Genomic DNA, 21,515 nt, shown 5'->3' with positions numbered 1-21,515 from the left:
GAATGTCCGCGATTACGAGAGGAGAACAAACCATGGTCCAGTATGAAAAATATCCACCGCATGATCGTCCTCACAGCGATGTTGAGGATATCAAGCGTAATAGTAAATATTTGCGTGGCAGTCTGGAAGAGACGCTACGTGATCCGATTACCGGTTCCATCCCTGAGGATGATAACCGACTGATGAAGCACCACGGAAGCTATATGCAAGATGATCGTGATCTGCGTAATGAGCGTAAAAAGCAAAAGCTAGAGCCCGCATATCAGTTCATGCTACGTGTGCGTGCATCCGGTGGGATTGTTACACCTGCACAATGGCTTATGATGGACGATATTGCTCACAAATATGGCAATGGCACAATCCGTCTGACTACACGCCAATCGTTTCAATTGCACGGTGTACTGAAATGGAATCTGAAAAATACGATTCGTGAAGTGAACGATGCACTGCTCAGCACACTTGCTGCCTGTGGTGACGTCAATCGGAACGTAATGTGTAACACGAATCCGGATCAATCTGCGGTACACGCGCAGGTATACGATTGGGCATGTAAAGTAAGTACACACCTCGATCCGCGTACGCGTGCTTATCACGAAATCTGGCTGGATGAGGAGAAAATCATCGACAGTCGAGAGCTGGAAGCGGAGCAGGAGCCGATCTATGGCGCTGTCTATCTGCCACGTAAGTTCAAGATCGGCATCGCCGTTCCACCATCCAATGATGTGGATGTATTTTCCCAGGATCTTGGCTTTATCGCAATTGTTGAAAATGGCACGCTTGTCGGCTTCAACGTTGCGGTAGGCGGCGGTATGGGCATGACACACGGCGATACGGCAACGTATCCGCAGGTGTCGAAAGTGATTGGGTTTATTACACCGGATCAGATGATCGATGTTGCCGAGAAGGTGGTTACGATTCAACGCGACTATGGCGATCGTGCAGTACGTAAGCATGCTCGCTTCAAATATACGATCGATGATCGCGGACTGGACTGGCTGGTTAGCGAGCTGCATGAGCGCCTGGGCTGGCAGCTACAGGAAGCACGTCCGTACCAGTTTGATCATAACGGCGATCGTTATGGCTGGGTAAAGGGCAGCAATGGCAAATGGCTGTTCACGTTGTTTGTTCAAAATGGTCGTATCGTCGATCTCGATGACTACAAGCTGATGACAGGCTTGCGTGAAATCGCAAAAGTGCATACTGGCGACTTCCGCCTGACGCCGAATCAAAACCTGATCATCGGTGATGTGAGTAGCCAGAAGAAGAAAAAGATCGAATCGCTGATCGCACAATACGGTCTGACCGATGGCGCGCATTACTCGGCACTGCGTCGTAACTCGATGGCATGTGTATCGTTGCCAACCTGCGGCATGGCGATGGCGGAAGCAGAGCGCTATCTGCCCACACTGATCGACAAGCTGGAGCTTGAGCTGGATCAAGCAGGTCTGCGTAATGAAGATATCGTTGTTCGTATGACCGGTTGCCCGAACGGCTGTGCACGTCCAATGCTGGCAGAGCTGTCGTTTATCGGGAAAGGGCCAGGTAAGTACAATATGTATCTGGGCGGCGGGTTTGATGGTAGTCGTTTGAACAAGCTGTACCGTGAAAATATCGGGGAAGAGGAGATTCTATCCTCGCTGAAGCCGATCTTCCAGCGTTATGCAACCGAGCGCACAGATGGTGAACATTTTGGTGATTTTGTCATTCGTGCAGGGTATGTAGAAGCGGTGCATGATGGACGTCAGTTTCATGCTTGATTTGAATTAAGTTAGAGTGAATGAGGAATTAAATAACAGAATAACGCATAACAGCCGTGAGAGAAGGGAAGGATTCCTTTGAACTCGCGGCTGTTTTATTTATTCGCGGTGAATAGCTTATAAAGTGAATTTTAAAATAGCTTGAGGGTAGGAAGACGAGCGAAAAAGAAAAGATTTTTAGAAATATGAAATCAATATAAAAAAACAATATATGAAAAATTCATAATAGAAGCGAGCAAATACGTATTTACTCTGAAATGAATAAAGATCGGATTTGATAAAAAAATAATGCACAGCAGCAATAGAGTCATAGCTTGAATGACTTAGAAAAATATAAAAAAGCAGTTCAATCATCTGAAATCAAGATATTCGAGTGATTTTCGTGGGCTCACCGATCGCTCGAAAATAAAAAAATCGAATGATCGAATAGCAGCAACAGAGGTAGCAGAGAAATTTTAAATTATATTCTAAACCTTCTTACACTATTAAAATTAAAATTTCACTATATGAAAAATTCACAATAATAAAACCAAAATTCCTCGTACCAAAGACCATTAAACCACCCACAACAACCAAATGCGAAACACTTCCCATTGCACATATCCTTGAAAAAACCTACTATTTTAATAAAGGCAACGAATGGATCAAAAGCTAATAACACAAACACTCATCTTAAAATAAACCGTTATCGGAGGAACCTATGACCAAACAGGCGCTTGTCATTATCGATATGCAGGAAATCTTTTTCAATAGCGAGGAAAACGCACTATATGAACGCGATTCTCTCATCAAGCGTGTCAATACACTCATTGAAAAGGCTAGAGCCGAGCAGGTGCCCGTTGTATTCATTCAGCATTGTGAAGAGCACCCAGACGACGAGTTTTATCCAGGCAAGCCAGATTGGGAAATCAGTCATCAATTACATCGCTTGCCGGAGGATGCAGTATTCCGTAAGACACGCTGGGATTCCTTTTATCGAACAGAATTACTGGATTGGCTGCGTCGTAACGAGATCGAGCAGATTGTATTTGCAGGTGCACAGACGGAGTTTTGCCTGGATACGACACTTCGCAATGCCTACAGTATCGGTTATCAGAACAATATCGTGGCAAAGGATGCACATAGCACGCTGGATAGCGAGGTTTTATCAGCGGAGCAGATCATTCATCATCATGAGTATGTGTGGAATGGGCGCTTTGCCAGAGTAGAGCCAGTGGAACAGATTACATTCGGAAAGTAACAAAATTAAAACGCTCTACGGATACTCATCATTCGCATGATAGCACATATCCATATTGAGACAGTGAAATCTAGCCCTATGATTTTCAATACATGGTATATAAAATTGTAAAAAGAGCTGATGAATTACTAAAAGTGGCATTACCTCGATCAGTCTGAGCATACCAAACAGAGCAGCAACCGATAGGTATATCCATTCCCAAACTCCATTTTCGCTACGGACTGAGTAATGGTTGCTTGGGTAAATGCTGTTCTGTTTTTGCTTCTATTCCTGTGCGGTTGGGATAGCCGAGATAGGGTGCTTGATACCATCATTTTGGAGCATTACGATTTGGCAAACAGAGAACGATAGAAAACTCATCAAAAAATTATCCTTTCCTATCTTCTAGCTTGAGGGTCGTGGATGCTATAATACGAGTATCGTGACCGAAAAGAGAGGTAGTTCATTTGCACAAAAAAGTAAGCGTTTTATTAGCGGTGGTCTGTCTGACTCTTTTGGCTTTCACGTTATCGTCAGCGGTACGGTTTGTCGAGTCCGCACATGAGCTGCCACAGTCGGGTAATCAGCAGCATTCCAAATACCGCCTCGTTCTGATCACCTCTGATATGGGTACACCTTTCTGGCAAAAGCTTGGAACAAGTGCAGAGCTGGAAGCACAAAGTTTGGATGCAACCTTAGAAATCTGGGGAAGCTATGGCGAGGATCGGGAAAGCTTCTTGAAGCAGCTAGAGATTGCGATCGATTCGCGCGTTGATGGGATCATCGTGCAAGGGATTGATACGAGCGAATTTAACAATTTGACGAAGGTGAAGGCTGCCTTTTATGGAATTCCCATTATTACCGTTGCCAGCGATGTACCGGTAGAGGAAAGCTTACGCAAAATGTATGTGGGTTCCAGTCCTATAGCAGCTGGACAGATGCTTGCGCGCCAGCTTGTGCACAATCTTGGTGAACAGGGAACGGTAGTGCTGATGGGAGATAATCGAAATGAATATGATCAGCGTCAGCGGCTGGCTGGAATTAAGCAGGTGTTAGCACAGTATCCGAATATTCACTCTCTCTATGTGCAGACACCGGAAGTTCGTGAAAGTATTATTGCAGCTACCCAGAACGCGATGAACAAGCTCCCTAATGTAAGCGCTTTTATATCGATTGATGCAAATCTTACCGAAGCGATGGTGCAGGAGATCAGCCAGCGTGCACGAGTGGAGTCATTTAAAATTTATTCGTTTGACGACAATCCTGATGTTCTTCCGTTACTACGAAGCGGCAAGATCGATGGCATTCTGGAGCAGTCGCCCGAGATGATGGGAAAGGTGAGCGTGCAAATGATGATAAAGTGGCTCAAAGGAAGCCCGCTACCGATACAGGGCGAAGGCTATTTAACCGATATTCATATGCGAACGGCGGCGGATGAACAATGATCGGGATTCAACGGAAAATATGGACACTAACCGCGATGATTATGTTCATCATGCTGATGATCTGGATTACATTGATGTACTACAACCAGAAGACGGAAAATCAATACAATGAAATTTTACAGCGATATTTACGCTTGAATGAAGTAACAACCTCCAGCCAGCAGGTGGTGACCTCGCTCAATAGCTATTTGATTACACCAGCAGAAGGCAATCTGAGCAGCCTTCGTCGCAAGGAAGAGATGCTTCGTAGCGCACAGCTCGATATTAGTAATCTGCGTAATAGTGAGAATGATTTTGCCTTAACAGGCTATATCAATTTGATCGATAGCTTGATTGAAACCTCAGAGCGTGCGGTGATGTTCCATTCAGAAAAGGAAAGCGAGGATTCAACCGATGCGTTTGCCGAGGCAACGCGTATATCGAAGTACATTTCCGATATGACGCTGACGCTGCTGGATAAGGAACTAAGCACCTATGAGCAATTTTACCGTGGCATTATTGAGCAGTCGGCAGAGCTGAAAAAGCTAGGCATCTGGATTCTTGTAACGATGACCTTCTGGCTTCTGCTGTTTACGTACTGGTTCTCACTGAGTATTACGCGTCCGATTCAGCAGCTCACTCGTGCTGCACAGGAGCTGGCGAAGGGGCGCTTCGATCTACAGGTGCGTGTGAATTCCTCTGATGAGATCTCCTTTCTGGCGAAGATGTTTGAGCATATGCGGATCAGCATCAATGGACTGATCTCTGAGATTCAGCAAAAGGCACAGCTGGAAAATGAATTACAGCGCAATAAGCTACTACTACAGGAGAGCCAGCTTCGCAGTCTACAAAGCCAGATCAATCCCCATTTTCTATTCAACATTCTCGATACATTATCGAAAAAAGCATTTCTGGAGGGTGCCGAGGAAACGAGTGATCTGCTTGTTAGTGTAGCAGGGTTATTACGCTATAATCTCAAGCGATTAGATCGTTCGGTGACATTGTACGAAGAAGTGCGTGTGATGAAGCAATATATGGAGATACAGAAGGCGCGTTTTACCGATCGATTACGCCTGTACACAGATATTGATGAAGAATGTCTATCGATCCAGATGCCGGGACTCACGCTACAGCCGATTATTGAAAATGCAATTAATCATGCCGTAGAGCCAGATGAGCATGGCGGTACGATTGAGATGATTGTCCATGATCAGGGTGAGCATGTAATCATTGAGATTGCAGATGATGGGCCGGGAATGAGTAGCGATAAGATCGAGCAGATTTTGAATGAACAGCCACTGGAAAATGAAGGGCATTCTACAGGGATTGGCTTTACCAATGTGGTACAGCGATTACGTTTATTTTATGGAGTACATGATGTGATTGATATTAATAGTGCCGAGGGCGCCGGTGTGAGAGTGCGACTGACTATACCGAAAACGAGGAGAATCGACGCTTATGATGAAGCTGCTTATCGTTGATGACGAGCAGGTAGGACGCGAAGGACTACAGGCTATTTTACACCGGGGCTTTCCTGACAACCTGACGATTGAGCAGGCGAAGAATGGCAAGATTGCTGTGGAGCTTGCTGAGCAATTTCAGCCCGATCTGATTTTGATGGATATTAAAATGCCAGGTATGGATGGACTGGAAGCAACCGAGGTGATCAGTTCGCGCTTTCCCGATATTAAATTTATTATGATTACGGCTTACGATACGTTCGACTATGCTCGTCGTGCGCTCAAGCTAGGGGTCAAGGATTATTTACTCAAGCCAAGCAAGGCGGGCGAGATCATTTCGACCGTGAAGCGTGTACTGAACCAGATCGATCAGGAACGCTCTAATCGCGAGCAAAATTTGCAGCGCGAGCATACCTTACAGCGACTCCTGCCCGTCATTGAGACGGATATGGTAACACAGCTCTTATTTGATCATGTGCATGAGGTGCATTTGGATGAGATGGTTGGCTGGCTGCATGTGAACCCCGATTGTGAGAAATTCGCTATGGCGGTCATTATTCCAGAGGAAGGCGAGCATCTATATCCTGCCATACGGGATCGAGTGAGTCGTACAGGGAGCGGATTGGTTGGTGCGCTGAATGGACGGCAAATTCCGATTATTGCTTTTCGGCGTAATGGGCAATCGCTGCGTGCGCAGGCGTCCGAGCTGGCACAGGAGCTACTGGCGGCTGCCGGGCCAAAGCTGCGCAGTCAATGCTTTATCGGTATTGGTAATGCGTATGGTGTGCACGCCCAGCTTCGCCAGTCGTATCAGGAGGCATTGATCGCGACGAGCAATACGAATTTGCCGGTTAAATATCGCTTTTATATGGATCATGCATCTACTTATACGCCGGATAACAGTCACCGTGAAGCAAGACTGGCAGAGCAGCGATTGTTCGACCAGGTTCGTCTGGGGGATTGGGAGCACGTACGTGAGGATACGATGCAATTTATTCGCTTTTACGAGGAGCAAGGATTGGATCGTCTACATGCACAGCAGCTCATTTTACAGCGGCTATGGATCGCATCGCGGATGCTAACGGAAATGGGCGTCGAGCTGGAGGCTCCAGTGTACTCATCCAGTGTGCAGGATTATCGTCAGCTGCGTTATGAGACTGCGCTCATGCTAGAGCAGATGCGTAGTCAGTATGAGGAGTATAGTCAGAAGATCAAGCCAGATACCATTCGCCAGATCAAGCAATATATTATGGAGCATTCCAGTCAGGATATATCGCTGGAGGGGATCGGTGATCAATTCGGGCTCAGTCCTTTTTATATTAGTAAGCTATTCAAGGAGCAGCTTGGGGTGAACTATATCGACTTCCTAACCGAGTGCCGAATCACGCGTGCGAAGAAGCTTATGGCTGATCCCAATCTCAGTTTAAAGGAAATCACCTATGAAGTCGGCTATCGTGATCCGAACTATTTTAGCAAAGTATTTAAAAAAATGGCGGAGGTATCGCCAACAGAATATCGCAAGACGCTACTCGGTGCGCGCGAATGAGTAGTCAGCGATCCTTTACCTACGGTAACGCTAACATCCAGCATTCTCGTGCGAATCCTGCCAAACGACTACGTATAGGCATCGTATTAACATTGTTCTTCTTGATTGTTAGTCTGCTGCTCGTCTCCTGCTCGAATGAAGAAGGAGCATCAGGCGAGCGGAATTCAAGCTCCATCGCTACAAGCAATTCTGAACGTACAGACACCCGCCATCAATATAAGCCAGATGCGCATACCCCGACATCATTAGCCTCCAAGCAGGCGATTAACTCCTCCATGCCAAAGCAAATTCGAATTGGCTTTGCGATGGATACGCTGGTGGAGGAACGTTGGAAGAAGGATCGAGACTTATTTGTAAAGGCGGCAGAACGGATGGGAGCATCCGTTGTCGTTGCTTCAGCAGACAGTAATGACGCCAGACAAATTCAGCAGGCAGAGCAAATGATCGCCGATGGTATTGATGTGCTCGTGCTCGTTCCACATAATGCAGATGCAACCGCCGCGATTGTGAATCGCGCTCATAAAGCAGGGGTCAAGGTACTATCCTATGATCGACTGGTGAAAAACGCCGATGTAGATCTGTATGTCTCCTTTGATAATGAGCAGGTAGGACGTTTACAGGCAGATGCAATCACTACCATCGTACCGAAAGGCAAATACGTCTATATCGGTGGCGCAGATACAGATAATAATGCGCATATGTTCAAGCAGGGCGTATTTGATATATTGCAGCCAAAGATCGATTCTGGTCAAATTCGTGTAGTATACGATCAATGGTCAAAGGACTGGAAGCCTTCTTCTGCATTTCAGCACATGCGCGAAGCGCTTCAGGCGAGTCATAATCGCATTGATGCCGTCATCGTAGCCAATGATGGAACCGCAGGCGGTGTTGTCCGTGCCTTACAAGAGAAAGGACTAGCTGGCAAAATCCCCGTCGCAGGCCAGGACGGTGACCTAGCCGCAGCTCAGCGCATCGTACAAGGCACCCAGACGATGACCGTCTATAAGCCCATCGGCAAGCTAGCTAATGTAACAGCAGAACTAGCTATCAAGCTAGCTAAAGACGAGCCCATTGAAACAACACGCCAGGTCAATAACGGCAAAATCGAAGTCCCTTCCGTACTTCTCTCCCCAGTCGCCGTCAACGCAACCAATATCGACAACACCCTGATTGCCGATGGCTTCCATACCAAAGAAGAAATATACGGAAAAAACAAATAACTACAATTATTCAATCATAGAGACCATCATCACCTCCAACTCGCCCAACCCATCCCAACTTAAAATATGAAACGAATAATACACAATCCATCCTCAACTCAACACACGCCATCTATTAAAATACCTCTTCAAGTGCTTACTGATTTCTTTTCAATAGCTCACCATATGATTAACACTAAAATAAAACCCCAAAAGCCTGAATACAGCAAACTCAGCTGTATTCAGGCTTTTTTTACACTCCATACCATTGAAAAAGCACATCAAAGGTATAAAAGTATACAGGTATTTCACTGCCAATCATTATCATGAGATTCTCTATCAACCTGTTCGCTTCTAACAAACGCAGCGGAGCAAGTAGTATTTATAGCTAGCTTTTCTTTTATATTTTCCTTCTATAATTTCCCTTTCCACTGCTACTCCCACAAAAAGCGCTTATGTATATTCCCCATGATGCCATCCGCACAGAACGAAGGGAAGGAAATAAGGGGAAAGGACGACTTTTGAGCACGGGAATCTACATTTCACTCCTACTCCGTAGACTCCTGTGCGAGACCGGAGTCCGTCCCCTTATTCCTTCCCGAAGTGGTGTAAGCATCCTCCTCCCCATATACATAACCCTCCCACCATAATGATAAAAAAATACAGACAGTAGCAAAAGAGTGCTATATTTAAGCGCTTACATTGGTAGTCCACGATGCTATGATGAACTCGTAAGCAAAACAGACAAGCATCGAAAGGGGTAATACCATTGAAAAAACACGTTAAAGGTATTTCGCTGCTAATCATCATCATGATGTTCTCGATCATCATGTCCGCCTGTAATAACGGCGGTGGAGCAAGCAGTGGTAGCGGTGGGGACGGCGCAATCAGCGTAGGTATCGTACTGCCAACGAAGGATGAGCCAAGATGGGTACAGGATGAGCAACGCTTCAAAGAAGCACTCTCCGGAACGAAGTACTCCACTGAGATTCTGTTCAGCCAGGGATCTTCCGCTAAAGAAAAAGAAAACGTGGAAACACTGATCAATAAAGGCATTAAAGTACTGATCATCTGTCCTCAAGACGGCGCAGCAGCGGCAGCAGCTGTAGAATCTGCGAAAAAAGAAGGCATCACCGTTATCTCCTATGACCGTCTGATCACAGACACAGACGCAGTAGACTACTATGTAACATTCGATAGCCTGGCAGTAGGTGCAGCACAAGCGAAGTACCTCGTTGACCATGCAAAAGGTAAAGGCGAGCCATTGTACCTGTATGCTGGAGCATCCTCTGATAACAACGCATTCCTGTTCTTCCAGGGTGCATGGGAAGTACTGCAACCAAAAATTGCAGATGGCACATTCAAAATCGCTAACTCCACTCAAGCAGATGCACTGAAAGATACAAAAGAGCTGACTCGTGACCAACTGGGCTCCATTATCGGTCAGGTAACGACAAACTGGGATCCAAACGAAGCGAAAAACAAAGCACAGACTCACCTGACTGCGGCAGCAGCTGACATGAAGGGCGATGTAGCTATCCTGGCACCAAACGATGGTACAGCTCGTTCGATCGCTGACGTATTCGGCGCTGATTCTGCAATCAAGAGCTATGTAATCACAGGTCAGGATGCAGAGCAAGCTTCGATCCAGTACATCATCGATGGCAAACAATCCATGACCGTATTCAAAGATGTTCGCACACTCGTTAAGGATGCAATGGGCATGGCTGTAGAAGTTCTGGATGGTAAAACTCCTGAAACTACAGGCTCTTACAATAACGGAAGCGTAGATGTAAAAGCAAAACAAACCGACGTTATCGTTGTAGATAAAGACAATGTGAAAAAAGAGCTGATCGACTCCGGTTACTATAAAGCTTCTGATTTCACCGGACTGTAAGCGCAGCAGCGTTATAGCTACATGGCAAAACAGGGACGGGAGGCTGTTCCTGTTTTGCAATTCATCTGGTATTCAATCCGCTATTTTAATTCCAATTGCTAGTTAATTCGCTTAGGCGCCCCGGCGAGGGAGGAGTATTCCATGGAAGGCAACATTCTGGAGATGCGCGGCATTTCCAAAAGCTTTACAGGCGTGAAGGCGCTATCGGACGTTAACTTTAAAGTAGCCCAGGGCGAGATTCACTGCCTGATCGGTGAAAATGGTGCAGGTAAATCGACATTGATGAAGGTACTGAGCGGAGTTTATCCGTATGGCACCTATGAAGGCGATATTATTTTTGAAGGTAATGTACAGAACTTTAACAAAATTAGCGATAGTGTGAAAACAGGCATCGCGATCATTTATCAGGAGCTGGCATTATTCCCTGACTTGAGCGTGTATGAGAATATTTTTGCAGGTAACGAAGTGAAAAAAGGCGGCATTATCGATTGGAACGAGACGATTATCGAGGCTCGTAAAATGCTGCAAAAGGTCAAGCTGAACGTGAACCCGGAGACGCTGATCCGCGACCTCGGTGTCGGTAAGCAACAGCTGGTCGAAATCGCCAAAGCACTCAGTAAAAATGTTAAGCTGCTCATTCTCGATGAGCCAACCGCAGCGCTCAATGAAAATGATAGCGAAAACCTGCTGGAGCTGCTTCGTGATCTGAAGGGGCAGGGCATTACGAGCATTATGATCTCGCATAAGCTGAAAGAGGTCATTTCCATTGCAGATAAAGCAACCGTTCTGCGGGATGGTAAAACAATCTGTACACTGGATGCATCAAAAGGCGAGCTGTCCGAAGCGACAATTATTAAAAATATGGTAGGTCGCGATATCGAGGACATTTATCCTAAACGTCCAGATAAGAAAATCGGCGCACCGATCCTGGAAGTGAAAAACTGGAGCGCATACGATCCACAGCTTGGACGTCATGTAGCTAAAAATATCGATCTACAGGTGAAAAAGGGCGAGATCGTCGGTATCGCAGGACTGATGGGCTCTGGACGCACCGAGCTGGCGCTGAGTATTTTCGGCAACCCGAAGAACTACAAGCTGGAAGGCGAGCTGCTCGTCGATGGCAAGCCGAAGACGTTCCGTCATACGAGTGATGCCATTCGTTCCGGTATTGCCTATGTGACCGAGGATCGTAAGGGAGACGGATTGTTTCTCATTCAGGATATTAAAAATAACGTAACTGCTGCCAATCTGAAGGGTATATCCTCCGGTGGGCTGATCAATGAGAACGAGGAGGTTCAGGTCGCCACCGGTTACAAAAGCTCCATGTATATCAAAGCATCCTCCATCGAGCAGACGGTTGGCAATCTAAGTGGCGGCAATCAGCAAAAAGTATCGCTCGGTAAATGGCTGTTCGTCGGGCCGAAGCTGCTCATTCTGGACGAGCCGACACGGGGGATCGACGTAGGTGCCAAGTTTGAGATTTATACGATCATGAACAAGCTGATCAGTGAAGGCATGAGCATCATTATGATCTCATCTGAGCTGGGAGAGGTTCTCGGAATGAGCGACCGCATCTATGTGATGGCAGAGGGCAAAATTAAAGGCGAACTGCCGATTGAAGAAGCCGATCAAGAAAAAATAATGAAATTTGCAACTCAATAGGGGGATTAGCCGTGAACTTCTTTTCTGAAGCCAGATCGTTGCTCAAAGTAAATATCCGCGATTACGGGATGTACATTGCGCTATTCGTAATTATGCTTACCTTTTCTATCCTGACTGATGGCTTGTTCATGTCCTCACGTAACATCAGTAACCTGCTCGATGCGACTGGATATATTGCTGTACTTGCTGTCGGGATGACACTCGTTATCGTTATCCGACATATTGACCTGTCAGTCGGCTTTGCCGCTGGTTTTATGGGTGCGATTGCTGCGATTATGCTATCGCAGCTTGGTATGCCTGTGTATCTGACCATTCCTATTATCCTTGTACTTGGTATTGTGATCGGAATGTTCAACGGTGTGCTTGTTGCTTCGGTTGGTATTCCTTCCTTCGTATCCTCACTTGCAGCGATGCTGATCTTCCGCGGCGCATTGCTACAGGTGACAGAGAATACAGGTACGATTATTATCAAGGACAAAACCTTTAACGCCATCGGTAATGACTATTTGCCAGCACTTGCTACGGTAGGTGGACTGAATCTGCTGTCGCTGATTATCGGCGCGTTTGTCATTCTGTTCTTCATCTATTCTGAATTCAGCAAGCGTCACCAGAAGCTGAAATACAAATTCGAAGTCGTGTCGATGCCGATCTTCGTCGTGAAGCTTGTGTTTGTATCGGCAATTATTGCTTATGTAACATGGATTCTTGCTGGATACAACGGCTTCTCCTGGACAGTGGTAATTACACTGATCGTTGTTGTGATCTACCATTTCTTAACTACACGTACCGTGCTTGGTCGTCACATTTATGCAGTAGGTAGTAACCCGGAAGCTGCTCACTTGAGCGGGATTAACGTGAAGAAGATTACGTACATCGTGTTTGGCTCGATGGGTATGCTGTCTGCTTTGTCCGGTATTATGTACACGGCACGTCTACAATCGGCAACAACAACAGCAGGTACACTGTTCGAGCTGGATGCGATTGCTGCTGCTTATGTTGGTGGCGTATCCGCAGCCGGTGGTGTAGGTAAAATTACCGGTTCGATCATCGGTGCGGTCGTTATGGCATCCCTGTCCAGCGGTATGAACCTGCTTGGCGTTGGTATTTCGTATCAATATATGATTCGCGGCGCAGTATTGGCACTTGCGGTTATCTTTGACGTAATGACCCGTAAGAAAAGAGGCTAAATCAGGATTAAAAAACATGAAGCTGACCATAAGAAGAAATAGAGCATGAGAAGTAATAAACAGGAGCTACGGATGATGGATTATCCGTAGCTCCTGTTTATTATGTAGCTTGTTATGTTGTAAGCTCACACTGAAAAAACTGTATAATTGCTCAACTTTCCATTGAGTTGTCTCTTATTCTATTTCTATAATAGAACAAGAAAGGTCGGTTCTTACAGTGCATTCCTATAGCTTCATAATCCGTGTAGACTCAAGTCTACGAGAAAGGTGTACTGCATGAGTATATTATTAAATGTAGAAAAGCTAAGCCACGGCTTTGGTGACCAGACTATTTTCAAGGATATATCGTTTCGGATACTCAGGGGTGAGCATGTTGGACTGATCAGTGCTAATAGTGAAAATAAGTCAATGTTCACGAATATGATTACAGGCAAGCTGAAGCCAGACGAAGGGAAGGTCGAATGGTCGAAGCGTATACGTGTCGGTTATCTCGATCAGCACGCTGTACTGGAAAAAGGTATGACCATCCGCCATATACTGAAAAGCGCATTCCAATACCTGATTGCTATAGAGCACGAAATGAATAATCTGTACAGCAAAATGGGCGATGTGGCGCCGGAGAAGCTGGAAGACCTGTTAGAGCAGGTCGGTACGATTCAGGATACATTAACGGCACAGGACTTCTACCAGATTGATGCGAAGATCGATGAGACGGCGCGTGGTCTGGGCTTGACCGATATCGGTCTGGACAAGGATGTTAATGATCTATCCGGTGAACAGCGTACCAGGGTATTACTGACCAAGCTTCTGTTAGAAAAGCCCGATATTCTGCTACTTGATGAGCCGACCCACGATTTGGACGAAGTGCATATTACATGGCTGACTCGTTATCTGCAAGAATATGAGAATGCGTTTATCCTGATCTCTCATGATATCCCATTCCTGAACAGCGTGATCAATGTCGTTTACCATATCGAAAATCAGGAATTGAATCGCTATGTCGGCGACTATAATCATTTCCTCGAAGTGTATGAAATGAAAAAGCAGCAGATGCAGGCTGCGTCCAAGCGTGAAGATCAGCGACTGACAACCGGCTAATCTAAAAGGCGATGTAGCCATCCTAGTACCAAAAGATAATAGCAATACAACAAAATACATAAACCGAAAGGAGCAAGGCATATCCATGAAATTAACCCCTTATGAAGGTGTAGATGCCTATATATTCGGCAGCAAACAAGCACACATCAACAAAGCCATTGGCAAAGCCCCGGTAGTGGAGAAAGATGACATTATGGAGGAAATTCGCGAAACCCGTGGTAATATCACCTGTACATATATCGAGAAGAAGCTAGCCGATGTGATCATCGTAAAGGAAGACGAGCTACAGATAGGTGACATCGATATATTTAACGATGCCGATGCGGTAGCGAAGCTGGAGCAAACGTATACCGCTATCCGTAACAGTAAAAGAACCCATGTACTATTTGCCGAGCTAGGTCTGTGCCTTGGTGGTTTCACAGGCAAAAAAGTACCGGAGGGGCGAATTGCCATCTGCTTTGCACGAGAGCGACTTGATTTTTATGAGATTTATCTGGAAATGTGATCGCCTACGATCTCTTTTGTCAGAATAAATTGAAAAACCTATACAATCGCTCAACTTTCCATTGAGTTGTCTCTTATATATCTCTATAATAGGACAAGATGGGCCTGCCCCTATTGATCCGCAATCCGCGCAGACTCAAGTCCACGAGAAAAGGTGTAATGCATGAGTATATTAAATGTAGAAAAGTTAAGCCACGGCTTTGGTGACCGGGCTATTTTTAAAGATGTATCGTTCCGTTTGCTCAAGGGTGAGCATATCGGACTGATCGGTGCCAATGGTGAAGGTAAATCGACGTTTATGAACATTATCACAGGCAAGCTGCAACCGGACGAAGGTAAAGTCGAATGGTCGAAGCGTATGCGCGTTGGTTATCTGGATCAGCATGCTGTATTAGAAAAAGGCATGACCATCCGCGATGTATTGAAAAGCGCATTCCAATACCTGCTTGATATGGAGCAGGAAATGAATGACATGTACGGCAAGATGGGCGATGTAACGCCTGAGGAGCTGGAAGACCTGCTAGAGCAGGTCGGTACGATTCAAGATACATTAACGGCACAGGACTTTTATCTGATCGATGCGAAGATCGATGAGACAGCACGTGGTCTGGGCTTGACTGATATCGGCCTAGATAAGGATGTTAATGATCTGTCTGGTGGACAGCGTACCAAGGTACTACTCACCAAGCTTCTGCTGGAAAAGCCAGATATTCTGCTGCTCGATGAGCCGACCAACTATTTGGACGAAGTGCATATTACGTGGCTGACACGTTATCTGCAAGAATATGAGAATGCGTTTATCCTGATCTCTCACGATATTCCATTCCTGAACAGCGTAATCAACATCATTTACCATATGGAAAATCAAGAACTGAATCGCTATGTTGGCGATTACGACTATTTTCAAGAAGTGTACGAAATGAAAAAGCAACAGCTGGAGTCAGCATTCAAGCGTCAACAGCAGGAAATCTCGCAGCTCAAAGACTTTGTAGCACGTAACAAAGCAAGCGTGGCAACACGTAATATGGCGATGTCCCGTCAGAAAAAGCTTGATAAGATGGAAGTGATCGAGCTGGCACAGGAGCGTCCGAAGCCACAGTTTAACTTTAAGGTTGGACGTACAGCGGGCAAGCTTATTTTTGAAACAAAGGATCTCGTTATCGGTTATAACGATCCATTGTCTCGTCCGCTTGATCTGCGTATGGAGCGTGGGCAGAAGATTGCGCTGGTCGGTGCGAACGGTATCGGTAAAACGACACTGCTACGCAGTATTCTCGGTGAAATTCCGGCAATCTCTGGTACAGTAGAACGCGGCGAGCATCAACAGATTGGTTATTTCGAGCAGGAGATGAAGTCCGATAACTACAATTCCTGTATCGAAGAAATCTGGAATGAGTTCCCATCGTTCTCCCAATTCGAGGTACGTGCAGCACTGGCGAAGTGTGGTCTGACCACGAAGCATATCGAGAGTAAAATCGCTGTTCTGAGCGGTGGCGAAAAAGCCAAAGTACGTCTCTGTAAGCTGATCAACAATGAGACTAATATTCTCGTACTCGATGAGCCAACCAACCACCTGGACGTGGATGCGAAGGATGAGCTGAAGCGTGCGCTGCAAGCGTACAAAGGCAGCATCCTGATGATCTCTCACGAGCCTGAATTTTACCGCGATATCGTAACGGAAACATGGAACTGCGAATCGTGGACAACGAAGGTATTTTAATTAGCTATCATCGTAACGATGATGAAATCCTGTTTAAGTGATGACTTGAACAGGATTTTCTTTTTCAAAAAATTTTGATTACGCTGTAAAAAACGTTATAATGAATAGCGTATAAATTCACAAGCAGAAAGAGAGCGGATAGTATGGGCCGTAAGTGGAATAATATCAAGGAAAAAAAAGCGAATAAAGACGCCAACACCAGCCGGATTTATGCCAAATTTGGCGTAGAAATCTATGTAGCTGCGAAAAAGGGCGAACCTGATCCCGTTTCCAACAGTGCTCTGAAAGTAGTACTTGAGCGTGCGAAAACATATAATGTACCAAAAGCGATCATCGATCGCGCGCTGGATAAAGCAAAAGGTAGCGGAGATGAGCAATACTCCGAGCTGCGTTACGAGGGCTTCGGACCGAATGGATCGATGATTATCGTTGATGCACTGACGAATAACGTAAACCGTACTGCGCCAGAAGTACGTTCTGCCTTCAATAAAAACGGCGGTAACATGGGCGTAGCCGGTTCCGTTGCTTACATGTTCGATTCGACTGCTGTTATCGGTGTCAGTGGCAAGAGCGAGGAAGAAGTGCTGGAAATTCTGATGGAAGCAGACGTAGATGCACGCGATATCGCGGAAGAAGACGAATCCGTTATCGTTTACGCAGCACCCGATCAATTCCATGCGATTCAGGAAGCATTCAAGCAAGCAGGCATCGAGGAATTCACTGTTGCTGAGCTGACCATGCTGCCACAAACCTTTGTAACGCTGCCAGATGCGGATGCAGAGGCACAATTCGAGAAGCTGATCGACGCGCTCGAAGACCTTGAGGACGTACAGCAGGTGTACCATAACGTAGAGTTCGCTGAGTAAACTTTAGCTATTTCAGCTAAGGTATTGGAAGTAAACTAGCTTACTACTTTACAAGCTATATGTAGCATCACTCACTTTTTGTATAGATATTTCTGTGCAAAGAGTGAGTTTTTTTACGTTATAATGCAAGAATTGCAAGAGATTTTGTATTAAAATAAGACATGGAACACCTGTTGCAGTGAGAATCTATCTTCAAAGGAGACATCATGGTTAAACGACTCGTTAGACTTGCGGAGCATGTATTCCGCCTGGCATTACCATATGGAGACGGTACAGTGAACAGTTATCTTTTTGAAGGTCAGCGGGGCTACACGGTTATGGACACTGGTGTTCATGATGAATTGACCCAGCGTGAATGGCTCCAGCTGCTTGAAGGCGGACTCCAAATTGAAAAAGTAATCATCACACATATGCACCCTGATCATATCGGGCTCGCTCCCTGGTTCCAGCAGGAGCTTGGCATCCCTGTGATTTGTTCTCAACATACCGTGGACTTAATGAAGCGCTACGAAGTTTATGCAAAGCAGGAGTTATCCGATGCGCATGCGCCCTATGCATTTAACCGTAAATATGATGGCCCGGAGCTATCGGAGCGACAATTTTACCGCTTTATGGGTAGCATTCAGCTAGAGCCAGATGAGGTATATCGTAATCATGATCGCATTATGCTGGGCGACGAAGAATACGAAGCCCTATGGACACCCGGACATGCGCCAGATCACTATTGCTTCTGGCATCAGCCATCCGGTCTACTCATTGCCGCTGACATGATGTTCGCTGATACAGCACCCGTTGTGCCCTTCTGGATGGAGGAGGATGGTAATCCACTAAGCGATTACTTCCGTTCTCTTGACCTGATCGAATCCTATCCAGCCGAGCTTGTCCTACCCGGTCATGACCATGTTATCCATGACCTCGGTCAACGAGCTCGTGATATCCGCAACGGTCACCATTTTCGCATGCAACAAATTCTAGGTCACCTCGTCCACGGCCCAAGAACGGCTGGCGAGCTCTGTATAGACATTTACGGCTCGGATCGTCCGGTAACTCAAGAGCTGCTTGAATTCTACACTTCACTCGCAAGACTTATTTATCTGCAAGAAGAGGGCTTCGTAGAAACCGATGAGCGAGACGGGAAGGTCTATTTTCAACGGAAATAAGTAACGATTAACATATCACCTTCCTCTGCGAGATTGGACAGCCACCCCTATATCAGGTTAAGATGTTCAAGGGTCATGCTCACACGATAAACCCTAACTTACAGGAGGAACAAACATGTCCAACACATTTATCTTTGATTGGCTGGCAAGAAATCGCCAAAATATGCTGAAGCATCTGGATCGTATTCCAACAGAGCAACTGACTGTGATTCCAGAGGATTTCAATAACAACATCTACTGGCAATTCGGTCATATCGTTATGGTTGCAGATAGCATCCTGTACGGCCTGTCCGGGCAAACACGCAAGTTGCCACAAACATATGCAACCTTCTTTGCACCGAATACACGTCCATCTGACTGGCATGGTGAACCACCAGCATGGGAGGATGTACTGAGCGTATTCAATTCCCAAGTTGATGAGCTGCGCGCAGCATTCGAAGGCAAGCTGAACGATCCGGTAGCCGTAGCAGATAATTTTGCTGGCGCCAAAACGATTCATGATCTGCTGGAGCTGAATCTGTCGCATGAGGCTTCTCACGCAGGCATGATCAATGCAATGACTCGTTTGCTTAAACGTGCTACAGTCTAATTTGCACGTATAACTAGAACCCCCCCTTGAGCCTATCCACCAGCCCATTCCATCTAACGATGAAGGGTAATGGATCGATCAAGGGGGGTTCTTCTATATATGCACCAATACGTATAAACAATACATATAAAGAAATGATCAATAGACGGAACACAGGAGACGCTGTTACACAATTGTCGAATCTATAGCCGCCTTGCTTTTGTATCCATTTCAAATTGCGATTATAATAAGGGGAATAGGGGGCTTTCCCTCATATCAGTCGAAACATGAAATGGAGAAATGATATGTACAATAGCCTGGAAGAATGCCTGCTTGATCTGGAGAAACATGGTCATCTGATTCGTGTCAAAGAAGAGGTTGATCCGCATCTGGAGATGGCTGCTATACATTTGCGTGTTTATGAAGCTGGAGGGCCAGCATTATTATTTGAAAATGTAAAAGGAACCCGTTTTCGTGCGGCGTCTAACATTTTCGGTACAATGGATCGTAGTCGCTTTATTTTTCGCCATACGTGGGATTCTACACAGAATCTTATCGCACTGCGCAATGATCCGATGCAGGCGCTCAAACATCCATTTGCCAATGTGAAAAATGGATTGGCTGCCTATAAAGCTCTACCGAATAAGCGTGGAAATAGCTTGCCTGTTGCTGCGGAGCAGATTCAAATCTCCGATCTGCCATTAATTCAGCACTGGCCGATGGATGGCGGTGCCTTTGTAACATTGCCACTCGTGTATAGTGAAGACCCGGACAAGCCGGGCATTATGAATGCGAATCTGGGCATGTACCGGATTCAGCTGACAGGAAATGACTATGAGTTGAATCGAGAGATCGGTCTGCATTATCAGATTCATCGGGGTATCGGTGTGCATCAATCGAAGGCAAATCGAGAGGGTAAGCCGCTTAAAGTAAGCATCTTCGTGGGCGGGCCACCTGCACATACGCTGGCAGCGGTCATGCCTTTACCAGAAGGCTTGAGTGAGATGACATTCGCCGGGCTGCTGGCGGGTAGACGATTTAACTATAGCTATCTGGACGGTCATGCGATGAGCAATGATGCAGACTTCGTGATCACTGGTGAGATTTTTGCGGATGAGACAAAGCCAGAAGGGCCGTTTGGTGATCATCTTGGATATTATAGTCTGGCGCATCCATTTCCAGTATTAAAGGTTCATGGTGTGTATGCACGTCCACGTGCGATCTGGCCATTTACAGTAGTAGGACGTCCGCCGCAGGAGGATACGGTATTTGGTGAATTGATTCACGAGTTAACAGGGGATGCGGTAAAGCAGGAGATCCCCGGCGTGAAGGAGGTTCATGCTGTCGATGCAGCTGGCGTGCATCCATTGCTATTTGCGATTGGTAGTGAGCGATATACGCCGTATCAGAAGGTGAAGCAGCCAGCTGAGATTTTGACGATTGCGAATCGCATTCTCGGTACAGGACAGGTGAGTCTTGCGAAGTATCTGTTCATTACAGCTGAGGACGGATATCCACTGGATACGCATAAAGAGGTTGAGTTTATCGGTCATATTCTGGAGCGTATGGATCTGCGCCGAGATATTCATTTCCAAACGAATACAACGATCGATACGCTGGATTATTCAGGTACGGGCCTGAATACAGGCAGTAAGGTGATTCTGGCTGCCTATGGAGACAAGCGCCGGGAGCTATGCCGCGAGGTTCCGGAAGCACTTAAAGGCTTGCGTACATTACATGAGCCGCGTCTTGTGATGCCAGGTGTTATAGCCGTGCAAAGTCAACCGTTTACCGATTATGCAGCAGCACGTCAGGAGCTGGCGGATGTATGCGCCAGTCTGGAAGCACGTGAAGGATTGGGCTTAGAAGGTGTACCGCTTATTATTTTATGCGACGATAGTGCGATGGTGAGCGATACGCTGAGCAACTTCCTGTGGGTCACCTTTACTCGTAGCAATCCATCTCATGATATGTATGGTACGAATAGTAGCTATGAGTTCAAGCATTGGGGCTGCGATAATATGATTATTGATGCACGCATTAAGCCCCATCAGGCGCCTCCGCTCGTACCGGATGCAGACGTGGAGCGTCGGGTTGATCGATTATTTGCAAGTGGTGGTAGCTTGAGCAGCATTAAGCTAAGCTGATCGGTTGATTATCCCATACGTTCGGATATTATGCAGAGTCTAATGCATGGATCAAACTCCTTATAAAATATCCAGAGAATATCCAGTAAAATTGATACAAA

At 46.1% G+C, this 21,515-nt stretch carries 15 protein-coding genes and 1 pseudogene; all 16 read left to right on the top strand.

The genetic code is table 11. The features are described from left to right. The first annotated feature begins 32 nt into the window (after window positions 1-32). Window positions 33-1,757: an assimilatory sulfite reductase (NADPH) hemoprotein subunit gene (cysI, locus tag IEX62_RS07020; protein ID WP_188774728.1), complete on the top strand. Its 1,725-nt coding sequence runs from the start codon at window positions 33-35 to the stop codon at window positions 1,755-1,757. A gap of 700 nt (window positions 1,758-2,457) precedes the next feature. Beyond that, complete coding sequence (locus IEX62_RS07015; protein WP_188774727.1) at window positions 2,458-2,997, top strand: cysteine hydrolase family protein; 540 nt, start codon at window positions 2,458-2,460, stop codon at window positions 2,995-2,997. Between the two features lie 446 nt (window positions 2,998-3,443). Then, on the top strand, window positions 3,444-4,421 hold the full coding sequence (locus IEX62_RS07010; protein ID WP_188774726.1) for a sugar ABC transporter substrate-binding protein: 978 nt from the start codon (window positions 3,444-3,446) through the stop codon (window positions 4,419-4,421). Next, window positions 4,418-5,881 carry a sensor histidine kinase gene (locus IEX62_RS07005; protein ID WP_188774725.1) on the top strand — a complete coding sequence of 488 codons (1,464 nt, stop codon included), beginning with the start codon at window positions 4,418-4,420 and terminating at the stop codon, window positions 5,879-5,881. The genes IEX62_RS07010 and IEX62_RS07005 overlap by 4 nt, the downstream gene beginning before the upstream one ends. Beyond that, entirely contained in the window at window positions 5,859-7,406 is a 1,548-nt protein-coding gene (locus IEX62_RS07000; protein WP_188774724.1) for a response regulator, read from the top strand. Before IEX62_RS07005 ends, IEX62_RS07000 begins: the two co-directional genes overlap by 23 nt. Further along, window positions 7,403-8,626 carry a D-xylose ABC transporter substrate-binding protein gene (gene xylF / locus IEX62_RS06995; protein ID WP_188774723.1) on the top strand — a complete coding sequence of 408 codons (1,224 nt, stop codon included), beginning with the start codon at window positions 7,403-7,405 and terminating at the stop codon, window positions 8,624-8,626. Before IEX62_RS07000 ends, xylF begins: the two co-directional genes overlap by 4 nt. Before the next feature lie 748 nt (window positions 8,627-9,374). After that, window positions 9,375-10,502 carry a sugar ABC transporter substrate-binding protein gene (locus IEX62_RS06990; RefSeq protein WP_188774722.1) on the top strand — a complete coding sequence of 376 codons (1,128 nt, stop codon included), beginning with the start codon at window positions 9,375-9,377 and terminating at the stop codon, window positions 10,500-10,502. A gap of 141 nt (window positions 10,503-10,643) precedes the next feature. Beyond that, the gene (locus IEX62_RS06985; RefSeq protein ID WP_188774721.1) at window positions 10,644-12,164 is read left to right on the top strand and encodes an ATP-binding cassette domain-containing protein; all 1,521 of its coding nucleotides are present in this window, start codon (window positions 10,644-10,646) and stop codon (window positions 12,162-12,164) included. 11 nt (window positions 12,165-12,175) lie between these two features. Then, window positions 12,176-13,351, top strand: a complete 1,176-nt coding sequence (locus tag IEX62_RS06980; protein ID WP_188774720.1) for a sugar ABC transporter permease — start codon at window positions 12,176-12,178, stop codon at window positions 13,349-13,351. Between the two features lie 276 nt (window positions 13,352-13,627). Further along, window positions 13,628-14,437, top strand: a pseudogene (locus tag IEX62_RS06975) (ATP-binding cassette domain-containing protein); the annotation flags it as partial. A gap of 97 nt (window positions 14,438-14,534) precedes the next feature. Further along, window positions 14,535-14,954: a hypothetical protein gene (locus tag IEX62_RS06970; protein ID WP_188774718.1), complete on the top strand. Its 420-nt coding sequence runs from the start codon at window positions 14,535-14,537 to the stop codon at window positions 14,952-14,954. 162 nt (window positions 14,955-15,116) lie between these two features. Further along, on the top strand, window positions 15,117-16,673 hold the full coding sequence (locus IEX62_RS06965) for an ABC-F family ATP-binding cassette domain-containing protein (protein WP_188774717.1): 1,557 nt from the start codon (window positions 15,117-15,119) through the stop codon (window positions 16,671-16,673). 143 nt (window positions 16,674-16,816) lie between these two features. Further along, on the top strand, window positions 16,817-17,539 hold the full coding sequence (locus IEX62_RS06960) for a YebC/PmpR family DNA-binding transcriptional regulator (RefSeq protein ID WP_188774716.1): 723 nt from the start codon (window positions 16,817-16,819) through the stop codon (window positions 17,537-17,539). A gap of 206 nt (window positions 17,540-17,745) precedes the next feature. Then, entirely contained in the window at window positions 17,746-18,699 is a 954-nt protein-coding gene (locus IEX62_RS06955; RefSeq protein ID WP_188774715.1) for an MBL fold metallo-hydrolase, read from the top strand. A 115-nt stretch (window positions 18,700-18,814) separates the two neighbouring features. Next, complete coding sequence (locus tag IEX62_RS06950) at window positions 18,815-19,288, top strand: DinB family protein (protein ID WP_188774714.1); 474 nt, start codon at window positions 18,815-18,817, stop codon at window positions 19,286-19,288. Between the two features lie 284 nt (window positions 19,289-19,572). Next, the gene (locus IEX62_RS06945) at window positions 19,573-21,414 is read left to right on the top strand and encodes a UbiD family decarboxylase (RefSeq protein ID WP_188774713.1); all 1,842 of its coding nucleotides are present in this window, start codon (window positions 19,573-19,575) and stop codon (window positions 21,412-21,414) included. Window positions 21,415-21,515 lie beyond the last annotated feature (101 nt).

Origin of the sequence: Paenibacillus hunanensis (genome assembly GCF_014645615.1) — a bacterium.
Taxonomy (GTDB): domain Bacteria; phylum Bacillota; class Bacilli; order Paenibacillales; family Paenibacillaceae; genus Saccharibacillus; species Saccharibacillus hunanensis.
The sequence above is the reverse complement of the archived record's forward strand: the minus strand, read 5'-3'. Positions and strand labels throughout refer to the sequence as shown.

What these genes read in the sequence shown, in the direction of transcription:
- cysI (WP_188774728.1), top strand. Translation starts at nt 33, where the DNA reads ATGGTCCAGTATGAAAAATATCCACCGCATGATCGTCCTCACAGCGAT.
- IEX62_RS07015 (WP_188774727.1), top strand. Translation starts at nt 2,458, where the DNA reads ATGACCAAACAGGCGCTTGTCATTATCGATATGCAGGAAATCTTTTTC.
- IEX62_RS07005 (WP_188774725.1), top strand. Translation starts at nt 4,418, where the DNA reads ATGATCGGGATTCAACGGAAAATATGGACACTAACCGCGATGATTATG.
- IEX62_RS07000 (WP_188774724.1), top strand. Translation starts at nt 5,859, where the DNA reads ATGATGAAGCTGCTTATCGTTGATGACGAGCAGGTAGGACGCGAAGGA.
- xylF (WP_188774723.1), top strand. Translation starts at nt 7,403, where the DNA reads ATGAGTAGTCAGCGATCCTTTACCTACGGTAACGCTAACATCCAGCAT.
- IEX62_RS06985 (WP_188774721.1), top strand. Translation starts at nt 10,644, where the DNA reads ATGGAAGGCAACATTCTGGAGATGCGCGGCATTTCCAAAAGCTTTACA.
- IEX62_RS06970 (WP_188774718.1), top strand. Translation starts at nt 14,535, where the DNA reads ATGAAATTAACCCCTTATGAAGGTGTAGATGCCTATATATTCGGCAGC.
- IEX62_RS06965 (WP_188774717.1), top strand. Translation starts at nt 15,117, where the DNA reads ATGAGTATATTAAATGTAGAAAAGTTAAGCCACGGCTTTGGTGACCGG.
- IEX62_RS06960 (WP_188774716.1), top strand. Translation starts at nt 16,817, where the DNA reads ATGGGCCGTAAGTGGAATAATATCAAGGAAAAAAAAGCGAATAAAGAC.
- IEX62_RS06955 (WP_188774715.1), top strand. Translation starts at nt 17,746, where the DNA reads ATGGTTAAACGACTCGTTAGACTTGCGGAGCATGTATTCCGCCTGGCA.
- IEX62_RS06950 (WP_188774714.1), top strand. Translation starts at nt 18,815, where the DNA reads ATGTCCAACACATTTATCTTTGATTGGCTGGCAAGAAATCGCCAAAAT.
- IEX62_RS06945 (WP_188774713.1), top strand. Translation starts at nt 19,573, where the DNA reads ATGTACAATAGCCTGGAAGAATGCCTGCTTGATCTGGAGAAACATGGT.